The organism is Luteimonas sp. MJ250, assembly GCF_039548455.1.
GTDB lineage: Bacteria > Pseudomonadota > Gammaproteobacteria > Xanthomonadales > Xanthomonadaceae > Luteimonas.
The window spans coordinates 416,363-436,019 of record NZ_JBCLVB010000011.1 but is presented as its reverse complement, the minus strand read 5'-3'; the positions used below and the strand labels follow the sequence as shown (position 1 = coordinate 436,019).

The 19,657-nt window shown below is 70.6% G+C and carries 21 protein-coding genes; 11 read left to right on the top strand and 10 right to left on the bottom strand.

Annotation, left to right across the window (positions count from 1 at the left end; translation table 11 throughout):
• The first annotated feature begins 36 nt into the window (after positions 1-36).
• Entirely contained in the window at positions 37-942 is a 906-nt protein-coding gene (lpxL, locus tag WCE37_RS08680; protein ID WP_343254759.1) for an LpxL/LpxP family Kdo(2)-lipid IV(A) lauroyl/palmitoleoyl acyltransferase, read from the top strand.
• Here lpxL and WCE37_RS08675 read toward each other — a convergent pair.
• The 5 genes from WCE37_RS08675 to WCE37_RS08655 form a co-directional block, all read right to left on the bottom strand.
• Positions 936-2,312 (bottom strand): O-antigen ligase family protein, encoded by a 1,377-nt coding sequence (locus WCE37_RS08675; RefSeq protein ID WP_343278998.1) that lies wholly within the window; start codon positions 2,310-2,312, stop codon positions 936-938. The genes lpxL and WCE37_RS08675 overlap by 7 nt on opposite strands.
• On the bottom strand, positions 2,296-3,423 hold the full coding sequence (locus WCE37_RS08670) for a glycosyltransferase (protein ID WP_343278996.1): 1,128 nt from the start codon (positions 3,421-3,423) through the stop codon (positions 2,296-2,298). Before WCE37_RS08670 ends, WCE37_RS08675 begins: the two co-directional genes overlap by 17 nt.
• Positions 3,424-3,448: 25 nt before the next feature.
• Positions 3,449-3,649 (bottom strand): zinc-finger domain-containing protein, encoded by a 201-nt coding sequence (locus WCE37_RS08665; protein ID WP_343254762.1) that lies wholly within the window; start codon positions 3,647-3,649, stop codon positions 3,449-3,451.
• A gap of 63 nt (positions 3,650-3,712) precedes the next feature.
• A complete protein-coding gene (locus WCE37_RS08660; RefSeq protein WP_343278994.1) occupies positions 3,713-4,573 on the bottom strand; it encodes a hypothetical protein in 861 nt (286 codons plus the stop codon).
• A complete protein-coding gene (locus WCE37_RS08655; protein ID WP_343278993.1) occupies positions 4,570-5,160 on the bottom strand; it encodes a malonic semialdehyde reductase in 591 nt (196 codons plus the stop codon). Before WCE37_RS08655 ends, WCE37_RS08660 begins: the two co-directional genes overlap by 4 nt.
• Positions 5,161-5,245: 85 nt before the next feature.
• Between WCE37_RS08655 and WCE37_RS08650 the strand changes: the two genes are divergently transcribed.
• The 3 genes from WCE37_RS08650 (at position 5,246) to WCE37_RS08640 (ending at position 7,837) form a co-directional block, all read left to right on the top strand.
• Positions 5,246-6,310: a mitochondrial fission ELM1 family protein gene (locus WCE37_RS08650; protein WP_343278992.1), complete on the top strand. Its 1,065-nt coding sequence runs from the start codon at positions 5,246-5,248 to the stop codon at positions 6,308-6,310.
• 42 nt (positions 6,311-6,352) lie between these two features.
• Entirely contained in the window at positions 6,353-6,838 is a 486-nt protein-coding gene (locus WCE37_RS08645) for an Mpo1-like protein (RefSeq protein WP_343278991.1), read from the top strand.
• A gap of 111 nt (positions 6,839-6,949) precedes the next feature.
• A complete protein-coding gene (locus WCE37_RS08640; protein ID WP_343278990.1) occupies positions 6,950-7,837 on the top strand; it encodes a DMT family transporter in 888 nt (295 codons plus the stop codon).
• 16 nt (positions 7,838-7,853) lie between these two features.
• Here the strand turns inward: WCE37_RS08640 and WCE37_RS08635 are convergent, their stop codons facing one another.
• Positions 7,854-8,726 carry an NAD-dependent epimerase/dehydratase family protein gene (locus tag WCE37_RS08635; RefSeq protein WP_343278989.1) on the bottom strand — a complete coding sequence of 291 codons (873 nt, stop codon included), beginning with the start codon at positions 8,724-8,726 and terminating at the stop codon, positions 7,854-7,856.
• Between the two features lie 158 nt (positions 8,727-8,884).
• Here WCE37_RS08635 and WCE37_RS08630 point away from each other — a divergent pair, with 158 nt between their 5' ends.
• The 6 genes from WCE37_RS08630 to WCE37_RS08605 all read left to right on the top strand — a co-directional run bounded on the left by WCE37_RS08630 (position 8,885) and on the right by WCE37_RS08605 (position 14,810).
• Complete coding sequence (locus tag WCE37_RS08630; RefSeq protein ID WP_343278988.1) at positions 8,885-11,716, top strand: monovalent cation/H+ antiporter subunit A; 2,832 nt, start codon at positions 8,885-8,887, stop codon at positions 11,714-11,716.
• Entirely contained in the window at positions 11,716-12,081 is a 366-nt protein-coding gene (locus WCE37_RS08625) for a Na+/H+ antiporter subunit C (RefSeq protein WP_343278987.1), read from the top strand. Before WCE37_RS08630 ends, WCE37_RS08625 begins: the two co-directional genes overlap by 1 nt.
• On the top strand, positions 12,078-13,640 hold the full coding sequence (locus WCE37_RS08620) for a monovalent cation/H+ antiporter subunit D (RefSeq protein WP_343278986.1): 1,563 nt from the start codon (positions 12,078-12,080) through the stop codon (positions 13,638-13,640). The genes WCE37_RS08625 and WCE37_RS08620 overlap by 4 nt, the downstream gene beginning before the upstream one ends.
• Positions 13,637-14,125: a Na+/H+ antiporter subunit E gene (locus WCE37_RS08615; RefSeq protein ID WP_343254772.1), complete on the top strand. Its 489-nt coding sequence runs from the start codon at positions 13,637-13,639 to the stop codon at positions 14,123-14,125. The genes WCE37_RS08620 and WCE37_RS08615 overlap by 4 nt, the downstream gene beginning before the upstream one ends.
• A 68-nt stretch (positions 14,126-14,193) precedes the next feature.
• On the top strand, positions 14,194-14,436 hold the full coding sequence (locus tag WCE37_RS08610) for a K+/H+ antiporter subunit F (RefSeq protein ID WP_343254795.1): 243 nt from the start codon (positions 14,194-14,196) through the stop codon (positions 14,434-14,436).
• The gene (locus WCE37_RS08605; protein WP_343278985.1) at positions 14,433-14,810 is read left to right on the top strand and encodes a Na+/H+ antiporter subunit G; all 378 of its coding nucleotides are present in this window, start codon (positions 14,433-14,435) and stop codon (positions 14,808-14,810) included. Before WCE37_RS08610 ends, WCE37_RS08605 begins: the two co-directional genes overlap by 4 nt.
• A 37-nt stretch (positions 14,811-14,847) precedes the next feature.
• Here WCE37_RS08605 and WCE37_RS08600 read toward each other — a convergent pair whose 3' ends face one another.
• The 4 genes from WCE37_RS08600 to hppD all read right to left on the bottom strand — a co-directional run bounded on the left by WCE37_RS08600 (position 14,848) and on the right by hppD (position 19,089).
• Positions 14,848-15,801, bottom strand: a complete 954-nt coding sequence (locus tag WCE37_RS08600; protein ID WP_343278984.1) for a sodium:calcium antiporter — start codon at positions 15,799-15,801, stop codon at positions 14,848-14,850.
• A 90-nt stretch (positions 15,802-15,891) separates the two neighbouring features.
• On the bottom strand, positions 15,892-16,515 hold the full coding sequence (locus WCE37_RS08595; protein WP_343278983.1) for a lectin: 624 nt from the start codon (positions 16,513-16,515) through the stop codon (positions 15,892-15,894).
• 109 nt (positions 16,516-16,624) lie between these two features.
• Positions 16,625-17,923, bottom strand: a complete 1,299-nt coding sequence (gene hmgA / locus WCE37_RS08590) for a homogentisate 1,2-dioxygenase (RefSeq protein ID WP_343279178.1) — start codon at positions 17,921-17,923, stop codon at positions 16,625-16,627.
• 71 nt (positions 17,924-17,994) lie between these two features.
• Positions 17,995-19,089, bottom strand: a complete 1,095-nt coding sequence (gene hppD / locus WCE37_RS08585) for a 4-hydroxyphenylpyruvate dioxygenase (protein WP_343278982.1) — start codon at positions 19,087-19,089, stop codon at positions 17,995-17,997.
• 76 nt (positions 19,090-19,165) lie between these two features.
• Here hppD and WCE37_RS08580 point away from each other — a divergent pair, with 76 nt between their 5' ends.
• Positions 19,166-19,657 (top strand): MarR family transcriptional regulator, encoded by a 492-nt coding sequence (locus WCE37_RS08580; protein ID WP_343278981.1) that lies wholly within the window; start codon positions 19,166-19,168, stop codon positions 19,655-19,657.

The following is a 19,657-nucleotide window of genomic DNA, read 5'->3' as shown; positions in this document are numbered from 1 at the left end:
GGGCGCATGCCGCGACGAAGCCCTTAGAATCAACGCATGGCCACACACCGGGACAAACCACCGCTGGGACCCCGCCACTGGCCGACATGGATGGGCATCGGCGCGATGGCGCTGCTGGCACGCCTGCCGTGGCCGCTGCAGCGCGCGCTTGGCCGCACCGTTGGCGGCCTGCTGCGGCGCGCGCTGCCCGCACGCCGCCGCGTGGCCGCGCGCAACCTCGAGCTGTGCTTCCCGGAGCTCGACGCCGCCGCGCGCGAAGCGCTGCTGCGCCGGCACTTCGCCGCCATCGGCATCGGCCTGTTCGAATTCGCCCGTGCCTGGTGGGGCTCGGTGGAGCCGCTGCGCCGCGGGCTCGTGGTCGAGGGCCTGGAACACATGGAGGCGGCGCGCGCAGGCGGTCGCGGGGTGATCGTGGTCAGCGGCCACTTCACCACGCTGGAGGTCTGCGGCCGGCTGATGTGTGACTACGTGCCGCTGGCCGGCATGTATCGCCCGCATGCGCAGCCGGCGATGGAATGGGCCGTGCGCCGCGGCCGCCTGCGCTACGCGGCGGCGATGTTCCCGAAGCAGGACCTGCGCGGCACCGTGCGCCACCTCAAGCGCGGCGGCCTGCTCTGGTACGCGCCCGACCAGGATCCGAGCCGCGGCGACAGCGTGTACGTACCTTTCTTCGGCCAGCCGGCGCACAGCCTGACCTCGACCCACCAGCTGGCGCGCATGTCCGGCGCGGCGGTGCTGTTCTACCAGCATGCGCGGCGCGACGACGGTGGCTATACCCTGCGCCTGTTTCCGGCCAGCGAGGGCTACCCCTCGCGCGATGCCACCGCGGACACGGCCGAGGTCATGGCCGCGATCGAAACCATGGCGCGCGCGGCGCAGGCGCAGTACCTCTGGATCCACCGCCGCTTCAAGCGCCAGCCCGACGGCGGCTCGGCCTACTGAGGCGGGACTGCCACGGCTGGAGCCGGGGATGTCGCGCCCGGGGCCGTCGCGCTGGTGTTGGCGCGAGCCAGCAGGCTGCCGGCATACAGCGCCGCCAGCATCAGGGTCAGGGCGCCCCAGAAGGTCGAATAGAACGCCAGGTGGGTGTTGAGCGGGAACACCGTGACCAGCAGCGCCAGCATCGCCGGCCGTGCGCGTTCGCGCGCCGCGGCACTCGCGAAGCGCCAGGCGCGCACCGCCAGCGCCACGCCCGACAGCCACAGCAGCAGTCCGATGATGCCGGTTTCGCTGAGCACTTCGAGCACGATCTGGTGCGCGTGCAGGGCCGGTCCGTCGCCCCAGGCGGCCATCGTCCCGGCTTCGGCATCGCAGGCCGGGAACGCCTCGCGGAAACCGCGGGCACCAACGCCGTTGAACGGATGCTCCCGCACCATGCACAGCGCAGCGCCCCAGATCCGGGTCCGGCCGGAGAGCGCGGTATCGACGCCATTCTCGCCGGCCTGGAAGGCGTGCGAGGTCCGCTCCAGGCGCAGGCGCACCTCCGGCGACGCCAGGCCCACGGCCACCGTCACCGCCGCCCCGGCGGCGAACACCAGCAGCAGCCGCTTCCAGCCCAGCAGGCGCCAGCCCGAGAGCAACAGGACCAGACCGTAGGTCAGCCACGAGGCGCGCGAGCCTGCGAATACGATGACGATGCCCACCGCCGCGGCCGCAAGCACCCAGCCCGCGGTCTTCCAGCGGCGCCCGGCGGCGTACAGCAGGAACGGCGACAGGCTCGCCAGCACCAGGCCGAGCTTGAGGTTGCATGGACCCAGCACGCCGCCCAGGCGGTCGGCGCGCGCAAGTTCGTCCAGACCGCACATCGGGCGGCCGCTGATCAGCTGCTTGGCGGCGTCGATGCCCCAGAACAGCGGGCTGGTATCGAACGCCACTTCCACCAGCGCGTCTGCGGCCCACACCGCCACGATCACCGCCAGGCCGCCGAACGTCAGCCGCCTGCCGCGGTCGTCGGCAACCGCGATCGCCACCAGCCACAGGAAAGGCAGGTAGCGCAGGTCGACCGCCGCCTCGCGCAGCGCGCGCGCCGGGTCGACCGAGCCCACCGCCGACAGCAGCTCGGGCAGCCAGTAGGCGAAGAACAGCACGCTGGTCAGGGCCCAGGCCGGGCCGCTGAGCAGCGTCGCGCCGCCGCGGAAGCGCGTCGTCGCGAGCTTGATGATGACCGCCAGCGCCCCGAGGGCCACGATGGCTTCGGCATAACCGGGCGCGGGCCACAGCGCGACGAAGACCAGCACCCAGTGCGGCGCCCAGCGCCACCCGGCGGCGGTCGCGTGCGGCGTTGCGGGCGTGGTGTCAGCGGAGTTCGTCATAGACCGAGAGCGTGGCGTCCTGCATGGACCGGAGTGAATACATGGCTGGAGCCGGTGGAATCGTAGCTGGTAGCCGCGCGTCGCGCGCAAGCATCCGCCGTGCGCGCTCGCCCAGTGCGGCGTTGTCGAAGGCCGCTACCGCGCCAGCCGGCTGCAGCTCGCGCAGCAGTTCACCGACGCCGCCGTGGTCCCAGCCAAGCACGGGCCGGCCCACGGAAAGGGCTTCGATCACGGTGCGGCCGAAGGCTTCGGGCTTGCGCGAAAGCTGCAGCACCAGGTCGCAGGCGGCATAGGCTTCGGCGATCGCCGCGGTCGGCGGCGTGATCGCCATGGCATCGGCGACGCCAAGGGCCTGCGCGCGCGCTTCAAGCTCGGCGACGTAGGCCGCGCGCGCGGGGTCGCGGGCGCCGGGCATCCACAGCCTGGCGTCCAGGCCACCGGCGCGCAGGCCGGCAAGCAGGTCGAGCGCGTCCGCGTGGCCCTTGAGCCGGGTGCCGCGACCCGGCATCAGCAGCAGCGGACCCTCGCCATCGAGCTGCGGGTGCTCCGCGGCCGCCACCGCCCGCGCCGCCCCCTCCGGCAGCGGTGCGCGCGGGAAGGCCACCGGATCGATGCCGCGCGGGATGACGCGCAGCCGGCCGGGATCGGTCCCCGGGTAGTGCCGCAGCAGGTGTTCGCGCACGGTGGCTGATACGCAGATGACGCGTTCGCCGCGGGCCATCACCTGGCTGTAGCGCGAAGGCGAATTGAGGCCGTGGACCGTGGTGACAAGACGCGGCCGCGACCCTGCGGGCAGGCCTTGCAGCGCGCGCCAGCCGATCCAGGCCGGCAGCCGCGAACGCGCGTGCACGATATCCACGCCCTGTTCGGCCATCAGCTGGCGCAGCGGACGCACCAGGCGCAGGGTGGCAAGCGACTTGCGACCGATATCAAGCGCCACGTGCTCCGCTCCGGACTCGAGCAGCGCCGGCAGCATCCGGCCCCCGGCGGATGCCACCAGCGCGCGATGGCCGGCAGCCACCAGGGCGGCCGACACTTCAAGGGTGGAGCGCTCGACGCCCCCCGACTCCAGGGCCGGAAGCAGCTGCAGGACGGTCAGCGGCCGGGGCATGCGCCGGCGGCGCCGCGCGCCGGGCTCAGTCGACCAGGACGAAGTGGGCGCCGCAGTAGGGGCAGTCGGACTGTCCGCCTTCGTCCTCGATCGGCAGGTACACGCGCGGGTGCGAGTTCCACAGCGCCATGGACGGCAGCGGGCAGCTCAGCGGCAGGTCGGCGCGACGCACCTCGTACTGCTTTTCGGCGTTGGCCTGGACGGGCTGCGACGTGGCGGTGGACATCGTGACGTGACCGGGGCTGGGGGGACCCGCACAGTTTAGCGCGCCGGCGCCCGCGTGGCCCGATCAGGCGGGCAGCACGAACAGCAGCAGCCAGGCCGTGCCCGCTGCGGTGGCGGTCAGGGTGGACGGTGCACCGCTGCTGCCGGCGGTCCAGGCGATGCCGTCGCCGGAGGCAAGCCGCGGGTCGTCGTCGTTGTTGTCGTGGCCGGAGACCGCCACGCCGCCGTCGAGCACTTCAAGCCAACACCTGCCGCCGCGGCAGGCCGGCACATCGATCGCTGCGCCCGCGGCGATTCGCACCGCCATCAGCCGCGCCCGCTGCCGCAGCGGAAGTGGACCGCTGTCGCTGGTGTTGATGTGGACGCCATTGCCGCCGCCGGCATTGCCGGCATGGTTGCCGCTGTCGTCGTCGTTGCCGCCGCCGCTCTCACCGCGGTCACCGGCCGCCAGCGCGACCCAGGCGCCGTCGGCATCGAAACCGCCCGCACTGCGACAGGCGACCGCCGGAGTGGCGTTGACGCGACCAGGCTGCAGCCAGCACTCGACCAGGCGCAGGGGCGCCGTCGCCGATCTGTTGGACACCCGCGACGGCAGGCCGTGCCCGGTGCTGATCCACAGCAGGTCGCCGGCCTCCAGGCGATGCCGGCCGAGAGCACCACAGTCGGCCTCGAGCGCGCCCTCGAGCACCAGCAGCAGCCGCTCCATATTGGCCACGCGGCCATCGTCGCGGTTGATGCCGGGTGCCCAATGCTGTCGCGACAGCACGCGCAGCGCACCCCAGCCCATCCAGTCGCGGGTGATCGCATCGCCGCGGGAGAACGCTTCGGTCGCGACGATGCCATCGCGCCGGGCGTGCGCCCGTGCCGCGGCCGGACGCGGGCGCGGGCGCGACACTGCCGCAGCCTGGCTGCCTGCCGCGCTCATTCGATGCGCGCGGCCTCGTCGAAGGGCAGCCGCGGCGAGCGCGGGAACAGCTGCGCCGGGTCGCCGTGGCCGAGATTGACCAGGATGTTCGACCGGATCGCGGTGCCCTTGAAGAAGGCCTCGTCGACCATGCCGTTGTCGAAGCCGCTCATCGGCCCGCAGTCCAGGCCGAGCGCGCGCGCGGCCATGATCAGGTAGGCGCCCTGCATGCTCGAGCCGCGCAGGCCGACACGCTCCAGCCGCGCCTCGTCGGAACCGGCGAACCACGAGCGCGCATCGGTATGCGGGAACAGCACCGGCAGCTTGTCGTAGAAGGCCATGTCGTGGCCGACGATCACCGTCACCGGCGCTGCCAGGGTCTTGTCGCGGTTGCCGTCGCTGAGCGCCGGCGCCAGCTTCGCCTTGGCCTCGTGCGAGCGCACGAACACGAAGCGCGCCGGGCAGGAGTTGGCTTCGGTGGGGCCGAACTTCAGCAGGTCGTACAGCGCGCGCAGGGTGGCGTCGCCGACCTCGCCGCCGATCGCATTGTGGGTGCGGGCATCGCGGAACAGGCGGGCAAGCGTGGCATCGGGCAGCACATCGGACATCAGGATCCCTCGTGGTCGGCAGGCGAAGGCCGCAGTGTAGAGTTTCGGTGATGATTCCACCGCCCCACGGCTGCAACGCATGGTCATGACCGCGATCGACGGCGACCCGGAAGACCTTGTCGCGCTGAGCGACGGACGCGCGGGGAATGCGCGCCAGGCGCAGGCCCTGGCCGCGGCGCTTGCGTCTTCAAGCGCGTCGATGTCGGCGACCGCATCGATGTCCGCGCCTGCAACGGGTCACGCACCCGTGCCGTCACCCGTACCGCGCGAACTGGTGCTCGACCCGCGTGCGCCGTGGCGCTGGCTGGCGCCGCGACGGCTGCCGGGCGATGCGCGGGCCTTCGGACCGGGTTTCGCGCAGGTCCTCGCGACAGCGCCCGCATTGGCCGTGGGCTGCGGGCGCCAGGCCGCACTGGCCACGCGCATCCTCCGTGCACGCGGCACGCGCGTGGTCCAGATCCTCGATCCCCGCCTGCCACCCCGGCTCTGGGACGTGGTCGTCGCGCCGCTGCATGACGGACTGCGCGGCGACAACGTGGTGACGCTGCTCGGCAGCCTGCACGCCGTGGACGATGTCTGGCTGGCACGTGGCCGCGAGGACTTCGCCGCGTTCGCCGCCCTGTCCTCGCCGCGGATCGCGGTGCTGGTCGGCGGACCCAGCGCGCACGCCGGCTTCGACATCAACGATTTCGAGGCCCTGATGGGCGCGGCCGAAGCCATGGCCGATCGCGCCGGCGGCAGCCTGCTGGTCACCGCTTCCCGGCGCACGCCGCCGCAGGTCCGCAGCGCATTGCGCGCCCGCCCGCAGCGGGTGCCGACCGTCACCTGGGTCGACTCCGCGGACGGCGCCAATCCCTATGCCGGCATGCTTGCCTGGGCCGACCGCATCGCCTGCAGCGCGGACTCGGTGAACATGCTGTCCGAAGCCTGCGCCACGGCGGCGCCGGTGTTCGTGCACCGACCCGGGGCCGTCCAGGGCCGCCCCCGGCGCTTCGTGGACGAATTGCTGGCCCGCGACCGGGTGCGCCCGCTCGAGGCCATGGCCACGCCATTCGACGCCCGGCCCCTGCGCGAGACCCTGCGCGTGGCCGCCGAAGTGCGCGCCCGCCTGCGCCTGCCCCGGGCGACGAGGGCGGACGACCGCTCCTGATTGTCCTATCCTCGACACACCAGGCGTCCAGCGGGTTCCACCATGGCAGGCAGCAGCGAAGCAGACCGTCCGATCGACCGCTGGTTTGCCAGCTACTCCGGCGACCACCGCAACGACACCAACCAGGCCATCCATCACTTCGCGGTGCCGGCGATCCTGTGGAGCGTGATCGCGCTGCTGTGGTGCATCCCGGCGCCGGGCACCCTGTTCAAGCCGGGGATCTGGGCCGCGCTGCCGATGTTCGCGGCCTGGCTGTTCTACCAGCGCAGCTCGCGGCGGCTGGGCGTCGGCATGGCGCTGGTGCTGCTGGCGATGGCGTCGCTCACCTGGTGGCTGCACGGGGCGCTCGGGACCCGCGGGCTCTCCGCGCTCGCGATCGCGGTGTTCGTGGTGGCCTGGATCGCGCAGTTCGTCGGCCACCGCATCGAAGGCCGCAAACCGAGCTTTCTCACCGACCTGGTCTATCTCCTGATCGGGCCGGCGTGGGTGCTGTCCAAGATCTATCGCCGCATCGGCTGGCGCTGGTAGGAAGGCGCATCGCCGCCATGGCGGCTCCCACATCGCGGTGCGCAACGCTGCGTGCCAGGGCCATCGCCCGGGTGGGCGGGCACATCGGAGCGGCACAGGCGACAATGGCCGATGTCCCCACGTGACCTCTTCCTGATCCTCACCATCTGCGTCGCCTGGGCAGGCAATTTCCTGTTCTCGGCCTACGCACTGCTTGAGATGCCGGCCTTCCTGTACACGGCGCTGCGGATGGCGATCGTGGCCCTGGTGCTGCTGCCGTTCCTGAAACCCGTGCGGCGCGCGCAGTGGCCGCGCTTCCTCGCCGTGGCGCTGTGCATGAACGTGTTCCACTTCGGGCTCAGTTTCTGGGCGCTGCGCCTGGCCGGCGAGCTGTCCGCGGTGGCGATCGTGATGCAGAGCTACGTGCCGATGTCGGCGCTGCTGGCCTGGGTGGTGCTGGGCGAGCGCTTCGCCTGGCGCACCGGCACCGCGATCGCGGCCAGCTTCATCGGCGTGCTGGTGATCGGCTTCGACCCCTCGATCATCGAGAAGCCGGCGGCGATCGCGGCGATGCTGGTTTCGGCCGGCTTCCTGGCGCTGGGCACGGTGCTGATGCGTCGCCTGGGCGGCATCGGCATGGTCACCCAGCAGGGCTGGAGCGCGCTGATCGCGGTGCTGCCGCTCATGGCGCTGAGCCTTGTGTTCGAACCGGGCGGGATCGCGGCGCTGACCACGGTCAGCCCGCGGGCGTGGATCGGCGTGTCGTACTCGGCGCTGGTGGCGTCGCTGCTCGGCCACGGCGTCTACTTCCTGCTGCTGCAGCGACATCCCGTGGCGCAGCTCACGCCGTGGCTGATGCTGACGCCGCTCCTGGCAGTGCTGTTGGGCATCTTCGTCTGGGGCGACAGCCCGGGGCCGCAGCTGTGGATCGGCGGTGCCCTGGTGCTGGGTGGCGTGGTGGCGATCGCGCTGCGCGCGCTGGCCAAGTCCCGGCCGCTGCCGCCGGCGCGCGAGATCTGAACGCGGCCGGGCCGGGTCAGTCCGGCTCGAACATCGTCGCATCGGGCCGGAACGGCCGCGGCGCGTGGCCCAGCGCGGCAGTGGCCGGCGCGACGTCGAACACCAGGTCTTCGCGCAGGCGCGCCTGTGCCTGCGCACCGAAACCCTGCAGCCGCCCGCTCGCGCGCAGCGCGGCGGCCAGCGTCGCAAACAGCGGCGCCGGCAGCTCCAGCAGCCGCGCCGGTGGCCGCAGCGCGGCCAGCACGCGCGCCACCATCTCGCGATAGGCCAGGGTTTCGCCACCGGGGAGGTCATAGCCACGCCCGCCCTCGCCGCTCGCATCCAGCGCGGCCATCGCCGTGGCGGCGAGGTCGTCGACGTGCACCGGCTGGCGCAGGCCCGTCGCCCCGCGCGGCAGCACGAACAATCCGCGTCGCCTGGCCATCGTGGCGATGCGGCTCAGGGTCTGGTCGCGGCCGGCGCCATAAACCAGGGTCGGGCGCAGCACGATGGCATCGCCCCCGCGTGCGGACGCCGCCGCGAACAGCGCATCCTCGGCCGCGGCCAGGCGCGCCGCCAGGTCACGCTCGGCGGCATCGACCGATGCGCGCTTGACCGCAAGGCTGGTCGAGCCGAACGCGACCACGCGCGGCGATGCGATGGTGCCTGCGGCGTACCAGCGTGCGAACCGGTCCAGGGGGCCGCAGCTCAAAACCGCGTCGTAATCCGCCGCCAGCGAAGGCATGGCATCGAAACCGCCCCGCAGCCACCGCAGTTCCGGCGCAGGTGCGCGTTCGTTGCGTGAAAGCGCATCCACCTCCCATCCCGCATGCAACAGGCGCGCGAGCACCGCGGCACCCACCTGCCCGCTGCCGCCGAACAGCAGCGCCCGCCCGCGCCCGGCACTCATGCGGAAGGATTCCGTGGCGGCGTGGCCGCGTGCGCTGGATGGATGTGCATCGACTCAGGATAGGCGACGCGATGACCGGGAGCGATATCCACCGCTGTTAGAATCCCGGGACGACCGTGCGGAGCGCGGTCTCCCCACGGCAAGACCCAAGGACACCGATGCTCGAACTCATGCTGGCCCTGCCCTTCGTGCTGGCGCTGGTGCTCGCGATCCTGCGCGACGCACCGGCGCGCGCGGTCGCGTGGCTCGCGGGGCTGGCCCCGCTGCTGTCGCTGGCGGTGCTGGCCTGGCTGACGCCCGGGGTGATGGCCGGTGACATCCCGCGCGCCATGCATGAATGGTTGCCGCAGGCCGGCCTCGCCTTCAGCCTGCGCCTGGACGGCCTGGGCTGGATGTTCTCGGCCATGGTGCTGGGCATCGGCGCGCTGGTGGTGCTGTACGCGCACTACTATCTCGGCCCGCAGGAAAAGACCCGGCGCTTCTTCTGCTTCCTGCTGCTGTTCATGGGTTCGATGCTGGGCATGGTGCTGTCCGGCAACCTGCTGCTCACGGTGGTGTTCTGGGAGCTGACATCGATCAGCTCGTTCCTGTTGATCGGCTTCTGGTTCCATCGCGACGACGCCCGCGAGGGCGCGCGCATGGCGCTGACCATCACCGCCGCCGGCGGCCTGGCGCTGCTGGGCGGCGTGGTGCTGATCGGCCGCGTCGTAGGCAGCTACGAACTCGATGCGGTGCTGGCCGCGGGCGACGCGATCCGCGCCCACGCGCTGTACCCGTGGATCCTGGGCCTGGTGCTGGCCGGCGTGTTCACCAAGAGCGCGCAGTTCCCGTTCCACTTCTGGCTGCCGCACGCGATGGCGGCGCCGACGCCGGTCTCGGCCTACCTGCATTCGGCGACGATGGTGAAGGCCGGCGTGTTCATGCTGGCGCGCCTGCATCCATCGCTGGCTGGCACCGACCTGTTCTTCTATACGGTCAGCATCGTCGGCGGGCTGACGCTGCTGATCGGCGCATGGAACGCGATCTTCCAGCACGACATGAAGGGCGTGCTCGCGTATTCGACCATCTCGCACCTCGGCCTGATCACGCTGCTGCTCGGCCTGTCCACGCCGATGGCGGTGGTGGCGGCGATGTTCCACATCCTCAACCACGCCACCTTCAAGGCCTCGCTGTTCATGGCCGCGGGCATCGTCGACCACGAGACCGGCACCCGCGACATGCGCCGCCTCGGCGGGCTGCGCAGGATCATGCCCTATACCAGCGCGCTGGCGATCATCGCCTCGCTGGCGATGGCCGGGATCCCGCTGCTCAACGGCTTCCTGTCCAAGGAAATGTTCTTCGCCCAGGCGCTGGAAATCGAGGGCCACGAGGAGATGCGCTGGTTCATCACCATCGCCGCCTTCCTGTTCGCCACCTTCGGCGTCGCCTACAGCCTGCGCTTCGTCCATGACACTTTCCTCGGCAGCGGTCCGCGCGCGGTCGAGAACGAAGTCCACGAGCCGCCGCGCTTCATGCAGGTGCCGGTGGCGATCCTGGTGGTGGCCTGCATGGCCGTGGGCATCGCGCCGCAGTGGACCATCGGGCCCTTCCTGCAGACGGCGGCACGGGGCGTGCTTGGCGACGCGCTGCCCGAGTACAGCCTGGCCGTCTGGCACGGCATCAACACGCCGCTGCTGATGAGCCTGGGCGGGGTGGTCTGCGGCGTACTGCTGTACCTGGGCCTGAACCGGGTGCTCGACCTGCACGCGATCGTGCGCCAGTCGCAGGGCCGCAGGCTGTTCCATCTCAACATCGAGGCGCTGTTCCGGCTCGGGCGCCGCTTCACCCACACCGTCGCCAACGGCAGCATGCAGCGCAGCCTGCTGTGGCTGGTGCTGGTGGCCATCGCCGCGGGCGCAGCGCCGTTCATCGCCGCCTGGGGCGACCCCGACGTGCCCACGGTGTTCGCCGGCCAGCCAATGGTGCGCCTGGCCTGGGTGCTGTGGCTGATGCTGGTGTGCTGCGCGTTCGGCACCCTGGCGCTGTACCGCCACCGCCTGTTGGCGGTGCTGGTGATGGGCGGCTGCGGCCTGGCGGTGAGCATGACCTTCGTGGCGCTGTCGGCGCCCGACCTCGCGCTCACCCAGCTGCTGGTGGAGCTGGTGACGGTGGCGCTGATGCTGCTGGGCCTGCACTACCTGCCCAAGGATTCGCCGCCCCTGCGCTCCCTGCCGCGCCGCCTGCGCGATGGCGCGGTGGCCCTGGTTGCCGGCGTCGGCACCGGCGGCCTGGCCTGGGCGATGATGACCCGGCCGCCGTCGAACGGCGTCGCGGCGGAACTCACCGCCCGCGCCCTGCCCGAAGCCTGGGGCAGCAACATCGTCAACGTGATCCTGGTGGACTTCCGCGGCTTCGACACCCTGGGCGAGATCACCGTGTTCGGCATCGCCGGCCTGGTGGTGCACGCCATGCTGCGCCGCGCGCGCATGGCGCCGGAAAAGGTGATGCCGGGGCCGCCGGTCAAGCTGCCGGTGCCCGCCGACCTAGCGCAGATGATGTTCCCGCTGACGCTCGTGGTCTCGATCTTCCTGTTCCTGCGCGGCCACAACTCGCCCGGCGGCGGCTTCATCGCCGGCCTGACGCTGGCCGTGCCGCTGCTGATCCAGTACGTGATCCAGGGCGCGGCCTCGGTGGAGTCGCGCTTCGGCTTCGACTACATCCGTGCCATCGGCCTCGGCCTGCTGATCGCGCTCTTCGGCGGCGCGGCGGCGATGCTGTTCGACGTGCCCTTCCTGTCCAGCGGCCACTACGACCTGGAGCTGCCGCTGCTGGGCACGATCCCCCTGGCCAGCGCGGCGGTCTTCGACCTCGGCGTGTACCTGGTCGTATTCGGAAGCACCATGCTGATCCTGTCGATGATGGGCACCATCGAGCCCTCCAAGAAAATGATCGCCCATCGCGGCACGATCGATCCCGCCACCCGCTCCGCCACCACCGGGGAGGCCAACTGATGGAACTCGCCATTGCCAGCGGTATCGCCGTGCTGGTGTTCGCCGGCGTGTACCTGGTCCTGCGCGCGCGCAGCTTCGACGTGATTCTGGGCCTCACCCTGCTGTCCTATGGCACCAACCTGCTGATCTTCTCCAGCGGCCGGCTCACCATCGGCAAGCCGCCGGTGCTGCAGCCGGGCCTGGAGGCGACGCTCGCCAACCACACCGACCCGCTGCCGCAGGCGCTGGTGCTCACCGCGATCGTGATTTCATTCGCGATGACCGCGGTCCTCATCGTGCTGGCGATGCGCAGCCGCGCCGATAACGACAGCGACCATGTCGATGCCGGCGACGTACGCGATGACCGCACCGGGGATCGCGGATGAACCAACTGCCGATCCTTCCCATCCTGCTGCCGCTGCTGGCCGGCGCGCTGTCGCTGTTCGTCGAACACCGGCGCGTGGGCACCATCGTGCAGCGGTCGGTGGCGTGGGTCTTCATGCTGGCCACCCTGGTGGCGTCGATCCTGCTGGTGGCCCGCGCCCACGAGGGTTCGGTACTGGTCTACCTGCTTGGCGACTGGCCGGCGCGCATCGGCATCGCGCTGATGGTCGACCGGCTCTCGGCGATGATGGTGCTCACCACGTCGCTGCTGGGCGTGGCCTGCCTGCTGCACGCATGTTCCGGCTGGGACCGGCGCGCACCGCACTTCCATGCCCTGTTCCAGCTGCAGCTGATGGGCATCAACGGCGCCTTCCTGACCGGCGACATCTTCAACCTGTTCGTGTTCTTCGAGGTCATGCTGATCGCGTCCTACGGCCTGCTGCTGTCCGGTGGCCGCGGCGTGCGCATGAGCGCGGGCATGCACTACGTGGCGTTCAACATCGCCGCCTCGACCCTGTTCCTGATTGCGCTCGGCCTGGTCTATGGCGTGTTCGGCACGCTCAACATGGCCGAACTCGCCGCGCGCGTAGCCACGGTCCCGCCCGGCGACCTGAAGCTGGCCAAGGCCACCATCGGCCTGCTGCTGGTCGTGTTCTGCTCCAAGGCCGCGCTGATGCCGCTGTACCTGTGGCTGCCCGAGGCCTATACCCGCTCCCCGGCCGCAGTTGCGGCGCTGTTCGCGATCATGACCAAGGTCGGCATCTACGCCGTGCTGCGCGTGGGTTCGCTGATGCTGGGCGAGGACGCCGGGCCGATGGCCGGCTACGGCTGGGACTGGATACTGCCGGCGGCGGTCGGCGGGCTGGCGCTGGCCACGCTTGGCGTGCTGGCCGCGTCGCGCCTGCGGGTGCTGGTGGCCTACGTGGTCCTGGTTTCGGCAACCACGCTGTTCATCGCTTTCGGCCTGCGCACCGTCGGCACCATCGGCGCCGGCCTCTACTACCTGGTGCACAGCACCTTCGTCGCCGCCGCGCTGTTCCTGGTCGCCGACCTCGTCCGCCGCGGGCGCGGCGACGCCGGCGACGCGCTGCGCGCCTTCGCCCCCGCGCCCGGCGTGCGCATCATGGCCGGCGCGATGTTCATGGTCGGCGCGATTTCCGTCGCCGGCCTGCCTCCGCTGTCGGGCTTCATCGGCAAGACCCTGCTGCTGCAGGCGGTGCCCGAGCTCGACATCCAGTGGGCGTGGCCGGCGATCCTGGGCAGCAGCATGCTGGTGATCGTCGGACTGACCCGTGCCGGAACGCGCATCTTCTGGAAGCCCGCCGCAGCCGAGCTGTCGGCCGCCGGTGACACCCTTCCCGACTACCCCGCCGAGGGGCGCGGGCGCCTGCGCCTGCCCGAGACCATCGCCACCATGCTGCTGCTGTCGTACGGCGTCGCCATGGCGGTCGCTCCGGGCCCGGTGACTGCCTACACGCGCGCCACCGCCGAACAATTACTGGCACCGGCCACCTATATCGACCAGGTGCGCGCCGCCATGCCGCAGAGGAGGCTGCCATGAACCGCCGCTGGCTGCCCTCGCTGCCGCTCACCCTGTCCATCACCGTGTTCTGGCTGCTGATGGTGTCCGAGGTCAACGCCGCGCAGCTCACCCTGGCGCTGCTGCTGGGCCTGGTGATCCCGCTGTATGCCACCCGGATCGATCGCGAGTTCGCGAACATCGGCAGCCTGCGCCCGCTGCCGAAGCTGCTGGTCGTGCTGCTCTGGGACATCCTGATGTCCAACGTACGCGTGGCGCGGCAGGTGCTTGGCCGCGAGTCGCGGATCCATTCCGGCTTCATCTGGTACCCGCTGGACATCGGCAACATCCACGGCATCACCGCGCTGGCGTGCTGCATCACCCTGACCCCGGGCACGGTCACCGCCGCGCTGTCCGATGACCGTCGCTACCTGCTGGTACACGTGCTCGACCTTGCCGACGAAGCCGCGCTGGTGGCCGACATCAAGCGCCGCTACGAATGCCCGCTGATGGAGATCTTCCCGTGAACCCTCCCGAACTCGCCGGCATCCAGGTCTTCGGTTACGGCCTGATCGATGTCGCCATAGGCGTGTCGATGTACGTGGTCGGCATGGCGATGCTGCTGGCGCTTTGGCGCCTGCTGCGCGGCCCGACCGTGCCCGACCGCATCGTCGCCCTGGACACGCTCAACGTCACCGCCATCGCCGAGCTCATGCTGCTGGGCATGCACCTGAAGAGCGCCATCTACTTCGAGGCGGCGCTGATCATCGCCATGCTCGGCTTCGTCAGCACGGTGGTGCTGAGCAAGTACGTGATGCGGAGGGACATCGTCGAATGAACGTCTTCTGGGAACTGCTGCTGGTGGCGCTGCTGCTCGTGGGCAGCTTCTTCATCCTGATGGGCGGCATCGGCGTGGTGAAGCTGTCGGAGTTCTTCCGGCGCCTGCACGCGCCGACCAAGGCCAGCACCCTGGGCGTGGGCTGCGTGCTGAGCGCATCGGTCGGCTACCACATGTTCGTGGGCAGTGACCCGCAGCCGCGCGAACTGCTGATCGTCGCCTTCCTGCTGATCACCGCGCCGATCAGCGCGCACCTGATGTCCAAGGCCGCCCTGTCGCTGCGGATGGACGAGTGGCCGCAGCTGCCGGGCAAGTCCGACGAGGACACCCATGTGCCGCCGCGCCCGGACGGCAGCGACGACGAAGGCTTCTGAGCCGCGGCCCGGCGGACCGCCGCCGGCCCGGGCCAACTCAGCCGAGCAGCGCGGCCTCCAGCACGAGCCAGGCGGCCAGCGCGGCCAGCAACATCCCGCCCTCGCCCCGGCTGACCGTGGTATTGCCGCGCAGCAGCGGCACCAGCAGCAGCGCGAACAGGAAGGCCACCGGCAGTTCCAGGCGCACGAACGAGGACGGCACCGGCACCGTGCCGCCGACCGCCGCCATGCCGCCCAGCACCACCAGCAGGTTGAACAGGCTGGAACCGATCACATGGCCGGCGACGATGTCGCCCTGTCCGCGACGCGCGGCGGCAACTGCTGCGGCGGCCTCCGGCAGCGCCGTGCCGACCGCCACCAGCACCAGGCCGGCAAGCAGCGAGTCCATGCCCAGGGCGTGGCCGATCGTCGGCATGTGGGCCACGATCCAGCCGGCGCCGAACCACAGCAGCACCGTGGCCAGCACGACCCGCACGATGTTCATGCCCAGCCCACCGCGCGTGGTCGCGAACGCATCGATCTCCGCGCGCACCTCCGGCGACTCGTCATCGCCGCGCATGGCGACGAAGGCCACCACGCCCACGAACACCAGCAGCAGCACAATGCCTTCGATGCGCGAGAGGCCGCCGTCCAGGCTGAGCCCTGCGACCGCAAGCGTCGACAGCAGCAGCACGGCCAGGAGCGGCGACAGCGCCCGCCAGCCGATGACCAGCGGCGCCGCCAGCGCCGCCAGCCCCAGGGTCAGGCCGACGTTGACGATATTGCTGCCGACCGCGTTGCCCAGCGCGAGCGCGCTGTTGCCGGACGCCACCGCGCGTGCATTGACCGCAAGCTCCGGCAGCGACGTCGCCACCGCGACCAGCCCGAGCCCGACCGCGAAGCGCGGAATGCCCAGGCGCTCGCCCAGTCCCGCCGCGCCCTTGACCAGGGAGTCGCCACCCAGTGCAAGCAGCACCAGGCCCAGGACCGTGAAGCCTATTGCCTCGAACATCGCCTTGTCTCCGAGCCGCTCATTCCCGTGGGAGCGGCCGTGGCCGCGATTTCACAGCGGGTCGCGGCCTGGGCCGCTCCCATGCCGGTGTCAGCTGCAGCCTTCGACGTAGCCGACCTGCGGCGCCATGCCGACGCGCCAGCTGCTCACGACGCCACCGGCGCCGAGTTCGAAGAACAGCCGCGACGGCAGCGCGCCGCCGTCCTCGGGGCTCATCAGCACCTTGCCGCCTTCGACGTACTTGTGCGGGGTCGACTGCAGCCGCTCGCCGTAGAGGCCCTGCAGGGTGGCCTCGTCCATGCCGACGCGGCCGCCGCCGGGAGCGGTGACTTCGGTCGACTCGACGCTGTAGCGCACGAACAGGTCGTCCTCGAACATGAAGGCCAGGGCGGCCGGCGTCGCCTGGCCTGCCGGGGCCAGGTGGTGGCAGCTGGAGCCGTCGGCAGGCTCGCCCAGGGATTCGAGCGGGTTGCCGCTCCAGTCCGCGCGCGCCTCCGCGGCGGTCATGCCGAACTCCAGGTCCGCGTAACCGTCCATGCGTGAATCACCCGCGGCCGGAATCGCCGCGGCGGCCGCCGCGGGTTCGGTCACGGGCTCGATCGCCTCGATGGCGTCGGTGGCCGCCTCCACGCCGTTCTCGGCGCTGCGCTCGGAGTCGCAGGCGGCGAGCGCCAGGGTCAGGGACAGCAGGACAACTGTGGGGGCACGACGCATGCGCTTGCTCCGGATGGCGGAAGTCCAAGGCTACGACAAAACCGTGCGCGGACGGTGTGGAGATCCGGCGATGAGGTCAGCGCGGCGGCGGCCGGCCGCGCCGTGTCGCTCAGCCGCCGGCCTGGAAGTGCCTGCGCAGGCCCGCCCAGCACGCCTGGTAGCCGAGCTGGCGGTGCGCGGCGTCGAGCGCCTGCCGCGTGGGTCGGATGACGGCGCGGGTTTCGAACATGAAGGCCATGGTGTCGCTGATCACGTCCGGCTGCGACAGGTCGGCCGCCGAGGCCTTCTCGAAGGTCGCGGCATCGGGCCCGTGCCCGGTCATGCAGTTGTGCAGGCTGCAGCCGCCGGGCGCGAAACCCTCGGCCTTGGCGTCGTAGGCGCCGTGCACCAGGCCCATGAACTCGCTGGCGATGTTGCGGTGGAACCACGGCGGCCGGAACGTGTTCTGCTGCACCAGCCAGCGCGGCGGGAAGATCGCGAAGTCCATGTTGCTGGTGCCGGGCGTGTCGCTGGGCGAATGCAGCACCAGGAAGATCGACGGATCCGGATGGTCGTAGCTGATCGAGCCGATGGCATTGAAGCGGCGCAGGTCGTACTTGTACGGCGCGTAGTTGCCGTGCCAGGCGACCACGTCCAGCGGCGAATGGCCGATATCCGCGCGCCACAGGTGGCCCTGGAATTTGGCGATGAGTTCGAAGTCGCCTTCGCCTTCCTCGTAGGCCGCGACCGGCGCCAGGAAGTCGCGCGGATTGGCGAGGCCGTTGGAGCCGATCGGGCCGAGGTCGGGCAGCTGCAGCAGCGCGCCGTAGTTTTCGCAGACGTAGCCGCGCACGGTGGCGCCGTCGCGTTCGGCATCCGGCAGCTCGACCCGGAAACGCACGCCGCGCGGGATGACCGCGATCTCCTGCGGCTCCACCTCCAGCACGCCGAGCTCGGTGGCGATGCGCAGGCGACCCTGCTGCGGGACGATCAGCAGCTCGCCGTCGGCGCTGTAGAAGAAGCGGCCGCGCATCGAAGCGTTGGCCGCGTACATGTGGATGCCGACGCCCGTGCCTGCGCGCGAACCGCCGTTGCCGGCCATGGTGAACAGGCCATCGACGAAGTCGACCCGGGTCCCGCCCGCAGGCATCGGCAGCGGATCCCAGCGCAGCTGGTCCGGCGTCACCGGGCCATCGCCGAAATCCTCGTGCAGGCGCGGCTGCGCATACGGCTGGAAGCTGCCGTGCATCGCCGCCGGACGGATCCGGTACAGCCAGCTGCGCCGGTTGGCGTGGCGCGGCGCGGTGAACGCCGTGCCCGTGAGCTGCTCGGCATAGAGCCCGTGCGCCACCCGCTGCGGCGAGTTCCGCCCCACCGGCAGCGCCCCGGCCACCGCTTCGGTGGCGAACTCGTTGCCAAAACCCGACATGTAATCGACCACGGCTGTCTCCCGGAAAAGCGTTTGCCTCGGATTTGCGCGGGTGGTCAAGCGCAGCGCGCTTACAGCACCCCGCGCTCCATCTGGTCCCGCTCGATCGACTCGAACAGCGCCTGGAAGTTGCCCTCGCCGAAGCCCTCGTTGCCCTTGCGCTGGATGATCTCGAAGAAGATCGGCCCGAACGCGTTCTTGCCAAAGATCTGCAGCAGCTTGCGCTGCTTGGTCTCCGGATCGGCGTCGATCAGGATCGCGTTGCGACGCAGGCGCTCGACGTCCTCGCCATGGTCGGGCACGCGCTGGTCGATGACGTCGAAGTAGGTGGCCGGCGTGTCGAGGAAGGCGATCCCGGCCTCGCGCATCTTCTCCACCGACGCGTAGATGTCGTCGGTGAACAGCGCGATGTGCTGGATGCCCTCGCCCTTGTAGTCGCGCAGGTATTCGTTGATCTGGCTCTTCTCGTCGCTGGACTCGTTGAGCGGGATGCGGACCACGCCGTCGGGCGCGGTCATCGCCTTCGACAGCAGGCCGGTCTTCGAACCCTTGATGTCGAAGTAGCGGATCTCGCGGAAGTTGAACAGCGTCTCGTAGTAGTCCGACCACTTCTGCATGTTGCCCAGGAACAGGTTGTGCGTCAGATGGTCGATGAAGGTCAGGCCGAAGCCCTTCGGGTGCTGGTCGGCGCCGGGCAGCGGCGCGTAGTCGGCGTAGACGTCGGCGCCGTCGTCGACGAGATACAGCATGCAGTCGCCGATGCCCTTGATCGCGGGGAAGTCGACGGCGCCGGTATCGGCCCTGTGGTCGGCCTTCTCGCCGCCGTTGGCGAGCACGTGCTCGAGCACTTCGCCGGCCGGGCGCTTGAAGCGGATCGCGAAGCCGCAGGCCGAGGGGCCGTGGCTGGCGGCGAAGTCCGAGGCGAAGGAGTCCGGCTCCTCGTTGAGCAGGAAGTTGATCGTGCCCTGGCGGTACAGGGTGATCGCGCGCTGGCGGTGCCTTGCGACCGCGGTGAAGCCGAGCTTCTCCAGGTAGCTGCGCATCGCGTCGGCGCGGCCGGCGGGCGCGGCGAATTCGACGAACTCGAAGCCGTTGATGCCCATCGGGTTTTCAAAGGTGGTGACCTGCATGCCGAGGTTCGGCTGGGTCTGGGTCTGGGCGCTCATGGCGGCTCCTGCAGTGGACGGGAGGGATGCGATGTTATAGTTTCATATGAAACCAGTTGCAAGGCGCAGCGCAGCAATGTCCCAGCCTCCAGACAGGAATGCCCCCACCGGCTCCGCCGTCGACGCCGCCGGCGACGCGGTTCTCGACCTCGAGCGCTTCGTGCCCTACCAGCTCAGCCTGCTGTCCAACGTGGTCAGCCAGGAGATCGCCGAGGCCTACGGAGAACGCTTCGGCCTGGCCGTCACCGAATGGCGGATCATCGCCGTGCTCGGCCGCTTCCCCGGACTGTCGGCCGCCGGCGTGGCCGAGCGCAGCGCCATGGACAAGGTGGCGGTGAGCCGCGCGGTGGCACGCCTGCTGGAACGCGGCCTGCTGCACCGGGAAATGCACGATGACGACCGCCGGCGTTCGATACTGGAGCTTAGCGACGCCGGACGCGAGGTGTATTCGCAGGTCGCACCGCTGGCGCTGGCCTACGAGCGCGAACTGCTGGCGCCGCTGAGCGAGGACGAGCGCGTGCAGTTTTCGCGCATGCTGGACAGGCTCGGCGAACGCTACGGGCTCTAG